5 protein-coding genes are annotated in these 5,336 nt (G+C 64.1%); 2 read left to right on the top strand and 3 right to left on the bottom strand.

The window, feature by feature from the left end; genetic code table 11:
• Together VG320_RS11055 and VG320_RS11060 are read left to right on the top strand one after the other, a co-directional pair.
• Positions 1–1,041 (top strand): metallophosphoesterase (locus tag VG320_RS11055; RefSeq protein ID WP_327200149.1); only part of this gene is annotated, 1,041 nt, incomplete at its 5' end.
• Between the two features lie 123 nt (positions 1,042–1,164).
• Positions 1,165–2,262, top strand: a complete 1,098-nt coding sequence (locus tag VG320_RS11060; protein WP_327200150.1) for an AI-2E family transporter — start codon at positions 1,165–1,167, stop codon at positions 2,260–2,262.
• A gap of 12 nt (positions 2,263–2,274) precedes the next feature.
• Here the strand turns inward: VG320_RS11060 and VG320_RS11065 are convergent, their stop codons facing one another.
• The 3 genes from VG320_RS11065 to VG320_RS11075 form a co-directional block, all read right to left on the bottom strand.
• Positions 2,275–3,726 carry a heavy metal sensor histidine kinase gene (locus tag VG320_RS11065; protein WP_327200151.1) on the bottom strand — a complete coding sequence of 484 codons (1,452 nt, stop codon included), beginning with the start codon at positions 3,724–3,726 and terminating at the stop codon, positions 2,275–2,277.
• Complete coding sequence (locus VG320_RS11070) at positions 3,723–4,412, bottom strand: heavy metal response regulator transcription factor (RefSeq protein WP_103706550.1); 690 nt, start codon at positions 4,410–4,412, stop codon at positions 3,723–3,725. Before VG320_RS11070 ends, VG320_RS11065 begins: the two co-directional genes overlap by 4 nt.
• Before the next feature lie 60 nt (positions 4,413–4,472).
• The coding region (locus tag VG320_RS11075; protein WP_327200152.1) for an efflux transporter outer membrane subunit at positions 4,473–5,336 on the bottom strand (864 nt) is incomplete at its 5' end.

Here is a 5,336-nt window from a genome sequence, read left to right on the forward strand (position 1 = left end):
GCACTCTGGCTCGTGCTGTCGGTGCTCGTGATACCGCCGGGCCTGCTTGCGCGCCGCTTTGAGCGCCAGCCTTTGGGCGATCGTCTCGCGTGGATCGGCATGCTGGCGATGGGCTTCTTTTCGTCGCTGCTGATGCTCACGATCCTGCGCGATCTCGTGCTGGCCTCGCTTATGACGGTCGAATCGCTCTGGCCTGGCGTCGTGGTCCTTACGCACTGGCGCATCGGCAGCGCTGCCGCGGTCGTTGCGCTCGCATTCTGTTCGAGCGGCATCGGCTTTTTCAATGCGCGGCGGCGCGCGCCGGTGCGCAACGTCGAAGTGCCGATCCGCAATCTGCCCGCCGCGCTCGACGGCTTCACTATCGTGCAGCTCAGCGACATCCACGTTGGCCCGACGATCAAGCACGATTACGTCGAGGCGATCGTGCGCGCCGTGAACCAGCTTGACGCCGATGTGGTAGCGATCACGGGCGATGTGGTGGACGGCAGCGTGCAGCATCTCTCGAATCACACGGCACCGCTCGGGCAGCTAGCCGCACAACACGGCGTGTATCTGGTCACCGGCAATCACGAATACTATTCGGGCGCCGACGCCTGGGTCGCCGAGTTTCGCCGCATCGGTCTCACGGTGCTGATGAACCAGCATGTGGTGATCGAGCACGATGGCGCGCGGCTCGTGCTCGCGGGCGTGACAGACTACACAGCAGGCCATTTCGATCCCTCGCATCGCAGCGATCCGCAAGGCGCGTTGCGTGGTGCGCCCGACGATGTGAATACGCGCGTGCTGCTCGCGCATCAGCCGCGCACGGCCCACGCCGCCGCCGATGCGGGTTATACGCTGCAACTGTCCGGCCACACGCACGGCGGCCAGATTTTCCCGTGGAATTTCATGGTGCGGCTGCAACAGCCGTTCACAGCGGGGCTCGAAAAGCTTGGCAGTCTGTGGGTCTACACGAGCCGGGGCACCGGCTACTGGGGACCGCCCAAGCGTCTGGGCGCGCCTTCGGAAATCACGCGCGTGCGTCTTGTCGGCGCGCATTGATTTCGACAATCGGTTGCGCGCGCATCGAATGTGCGTGCGCCTGCGGCTTCGCATGCCAGCGTGTCCAAAGCCGCTATCATGCACTGACTAGTCCTTGCCCGGAACCACAGGAATCCATCGCTCATGGACGGCAACAAGCCACTTCATCAAGCTGCGTTCTATCTACTGCTGTTTGTTGTTTCCATTGCGCTGTGTTTCGTGCTCGCGCCGTTTTTCAGCACGGTGCTGTGGGGCGCGATACTCGCGCTGATCTTCCAGCCCGTGCAGCGCCGCATCGTCGCGCGCCTGGGGCGGCGGCGCAACCTGGCGGCACTCATCACGCTCGCGATCTGCCTCGTGATCGTGATCTTTCCGCTCACACTGGTGGCCGGCACGCTGATCCAGCAAGTGGGTTATGCGTACGCCCAGGTGCGCGCTGGCAGTCTCGACTTCGGCGCGTTTTTCAGCCAGATCGTGCATGCGCTGCCGCAATCGATCCAGAATGTCCTCGCGCGTTACGACCTGATGGACCTGCCCGGTCTGCAACAGCGGCTTTCAGCGGGCGCGGCGCAGATCAGCCAGTTTGTCGCCACGCGCGCGCTCAGTCTCGGCCAGAACACCGTGCAGTTCGTGGTGAGCTTTTGCGTGATGCTCTATCTGTTCTTCTTTCTCGTGCGCGATGGCCGCGAAATCTCGCGCCTGATCCGCGATGCCATTCCGCTCGACGAATCGCACAAGCAGCATCTGATCCGCAAGTTCACCACCGTGATCCGCGCAACGGTGAAGGGCAATGTAGTGGTAGCGGTCGTGCAGGGCACGCTTGGCGGCATCGCGCTCTGGGTGGTGGGCATTCAGGGTGCGCTGCTGTGGGGCTTCGTGATGATGCTGCTTTCGCTGCTGCCCGCTGTGGGCGCGGCGCTGGTGTGGCTGCCGGTGGCGATCTACTTTATTTCCACGGGCGCGCTCGTCAAGGGCATCGGGCTTGCGCTATTCGGCACGCTCGTGATCGGCACAGTCGACAATGTGCTGCGTCCGGTGCTGGTCGGCAAAGATACGCGCCTGCCCGACTGGGTCGTGCTGATTTCCACGCTGGGCGGCATTTCGCTTATCGGCATCAATGGCTTTGTGATCGGGCCGTTGATTGCCGCGCTCTTCATCAGTTGCTGGGACCTGCTGCGACGCGACCAGCATCATCAGGGCGATGGCGTGGCCGCGTCCGATCCGGACGACGATCCGGTCTGACGCAGCCAGCGTTCAAGAGGATACGTGCATCGGCAAGCCCGCGCGTCCCTGACGCGGCGGCTCGGACACGACCGGCGGGGTTGCGCTCACAACCGAACCGCCGCCCTGCGCCGACACCGAAAATCCAAACGTATTGATACCGTTTGCACTGCGTACGAACACCGTGCCACCGTGCATTTCAGCGACGGCCTTGACGATGGATAGCCCAAGACCGTGGTTTTCGTGGCTATTCGAACGCGCTTCCTGAATGCGATAGAAGCGGTCGAAAATATGCTCGCGCACATCCGGATCGAGCGGCTCGCCCGGATTCGACACGGCAATTTCCACATAGCCGTCCTGCGGCGCGATGGTGGCCTGCAGGACCGTGCCGGGCGACGAATGCTGGATCGCATTCACAAACAGATTGCTCACCGCACGGCCGATCAGCGACGTGTTGACCCACGCGCGCGCATCCCCTTGCACTTCCACGCGCAGTTGCGCCTCTTCGAGCGGCATGTCGAGGAACTCCAGCATGCGTTCGACTTCGCTGCGCAATGAGACCTCCGCGAGATCGGTTGCGCGCTCGCCGCGATCGCTGCGTGAGAGGAACAGCATGTCGTTGACGATCACACGCAATCGTTCGAACTCCTCAAGATTCGACTGCATCGTCTGCTGCAGTTGCTCGACGGAGCGGTCGCGCGTGAGCGCCACCTGGGTCTGGCCGATCAGGATGCTCACGGGCGTACGCAGTTCGTGCGCGACATCGGCGTTAAAGGATTCGAGCCGCTCGTAGGCTTTGTCCAGGCGCTCCAGCGCGCCGTTGAACGACGTGGCCAGTTCGTGCAGTTCCTCCGGCAATTCCCCCGAATGCAGACGCTGACGCCGGTTCGAAGGACTCAGTTGGGCGGCCTCGCGCGACAGGCGCGTGAGCGGCGCAAGACCGAAGCGCGTCACTGCGCGGCTGAGCAGCGCCACCGCAATCGTTGACAACGCAACCAGCACGCCCAATGCGATGCCAAAGCGCCGCAGCATGCTTTCGGTACGCACGCAGTCGCTCGACACCACCAGCTTCACTTCGGGGCGGTCGCCGCTCGGGGGCACGACGATACTCGTGACGATCACGTCGTAATTGCAGCCGAAAGGACGCACGAGTTGATGATTCGGCCCGACGTCGCCCGTGACCTTGCCCGGAATCGGCGCGCCAAAACGAAAGCGCGGATCGGGGCCTTCCACGTAGTAGTGCATGCGGCTGTCGGCGGGCGAGAGATCGCGCAGTTTCTCCTGCACGAAGGCCCATTTCTTGACGTCGGGCGCGTGCGAAACGATCAGGGCGGCGATGCGCGCGCGCGTGTCGAGCGTCTCGCGCAATTCGTTAAAGAGCTGACCTTGCATCAGCAGAAAAAGGCCCGTGCCGGTGAGCGTGAACACCACCAGCGACACCGCTGCGAACATCGCGGACAAGCGCAGCGAAATCGAGCGCTTCATGACAGCGCGCCTCCATCCTCGCGCACTTCTAGCACATAGCCCATGCCGCGGATCGTGTGCAGCAGTTTCGCCGCATGTGGGCCGTCGAGTTTCGCGCGCAGACGCTTGATGGCGGTTTCCACCACATTGGCATTGCTTTCGAAATTCACGTCCCACACGAGTTCGGTGATGAGCGTCTTCGAGAGAATCTCGCCGCGCCGCCGCGCCAGCACCGAAAGCAACTGGAACTCCTTGGCCGTGAGATCCAGGCGCACGCCGTCGCGCGTCGCGCGGCGGCTGATCAGATCCACCTGCAGATCGCCCACGGAAATGAGCGTCGATTCCTGGGCGCGCGCGCGGCGCGTGAGCGCGCGCAGGCGCTCGACCAGTTCGAGGAACGAGAACGGCTTGGTGAGATAGTCGTCGGCGCCATCGCGCAGGCCGTGGACGCGGTCGTCCACGCGATCGCGCGCGGTCAGCATGATGACGGGCGTTTCCTTTTTCGCGCGCACCGCGCGCAGCACGCCAAAGCCGTCGAGTTTCGGCAGCATCACGTCGAGCACAATCACGTCGAAGTCGTATTCCGTGGCCATCCACGCGCCCTCTTCGCCGTCCATCGCCACATCGACGATCCAGCCCTGCTCGCTCAAGCCGCTGCGCAGATAGTCCACGACTTTGCGTTCATCTTCGATTACCAGTACTTTCATGCTTGCCCTCCACTTCGCGCGCGGCTTCGTGGGCCGCGTCGAATCGTATTTGTGTTGCCGTCAGCCGTGTCCGGGCACTGCGGTCTGCGTGTCCTGCTGGTTTTTTGCGCCTGCCGCGTCGCTCGCCGGCACCTCACGGCAAGTGCCCATGCTGCACGCCAGCGCCCGGTCGTCCGCGCTCCAGCCGCCGCCCAGCGCCTTCGCCAGATATACCACCGTGGCGGCCTGCTGTCCGTGAATCTGCACCTCCGTGCGCTCGCTGGCAAGCAATGTCTGCTCGGCGTTGAGCACGTCGATGAAGGCGACGAGGCCGCCCTGATAGCGATCGTTGGCCAGATCGAAGGATTTGCGTGCGTCGTCCACGGCCGCCTGGCCGTCCGTCGCCGCGCTCTGTAGCACCGACAGGCCCGTTACCGCATTCTGCACCTCCTGGAAGGCCGTGAGTACGGTTTGCCGATACGACGCCTGCGCCGACTCGTAGCCCGCCTGCGCGTAATCCACCCCCGCCGCGCGCTTGCCGCCGTCGAACAGCACCTCGCCCGCACCCGCACCGAGCGACCACATCAGGCTCGGCACCGAGAAAAGATTGCTGAAGCGCGTCGATTCCCAGCCCAGCGTGGGCGAAAGCGTGACGTCCGGGAAATACGCGGAGCGCGCCACGCCGATCTGCGCGTTGGCGGCGGCCATTGCGCGCTCCGCGGAGGCCACGTCGGGGCGGCGTTGCAGCAATTCGCTGGGCAGGCCGGTGGGCAGCGCGGGCGTCGGCAACGGCGTAACCTGCGGCGCGAGCGCGAACTCCGGCGCGGGCTTGCCGATCAGCACGGCGATCGCGTGCTCGTCCTGTTGCCGCTGGTTTTCGAGCAGATGCACCTGGGTCTTCGTGGCGTCGAGCTGCGCTTTCTGCTGCAACAAGGTCAGGCCCGA

Origin of the sequence: Paraburkholderia sp. (genome assembly GCF_035948235.1) — a bacterium.
GTDB lineage: Bacteria > Pseudomonadota > Gammaproteobacteria > Burkholderiales > Burkholderiaceae > Paraburkholderia.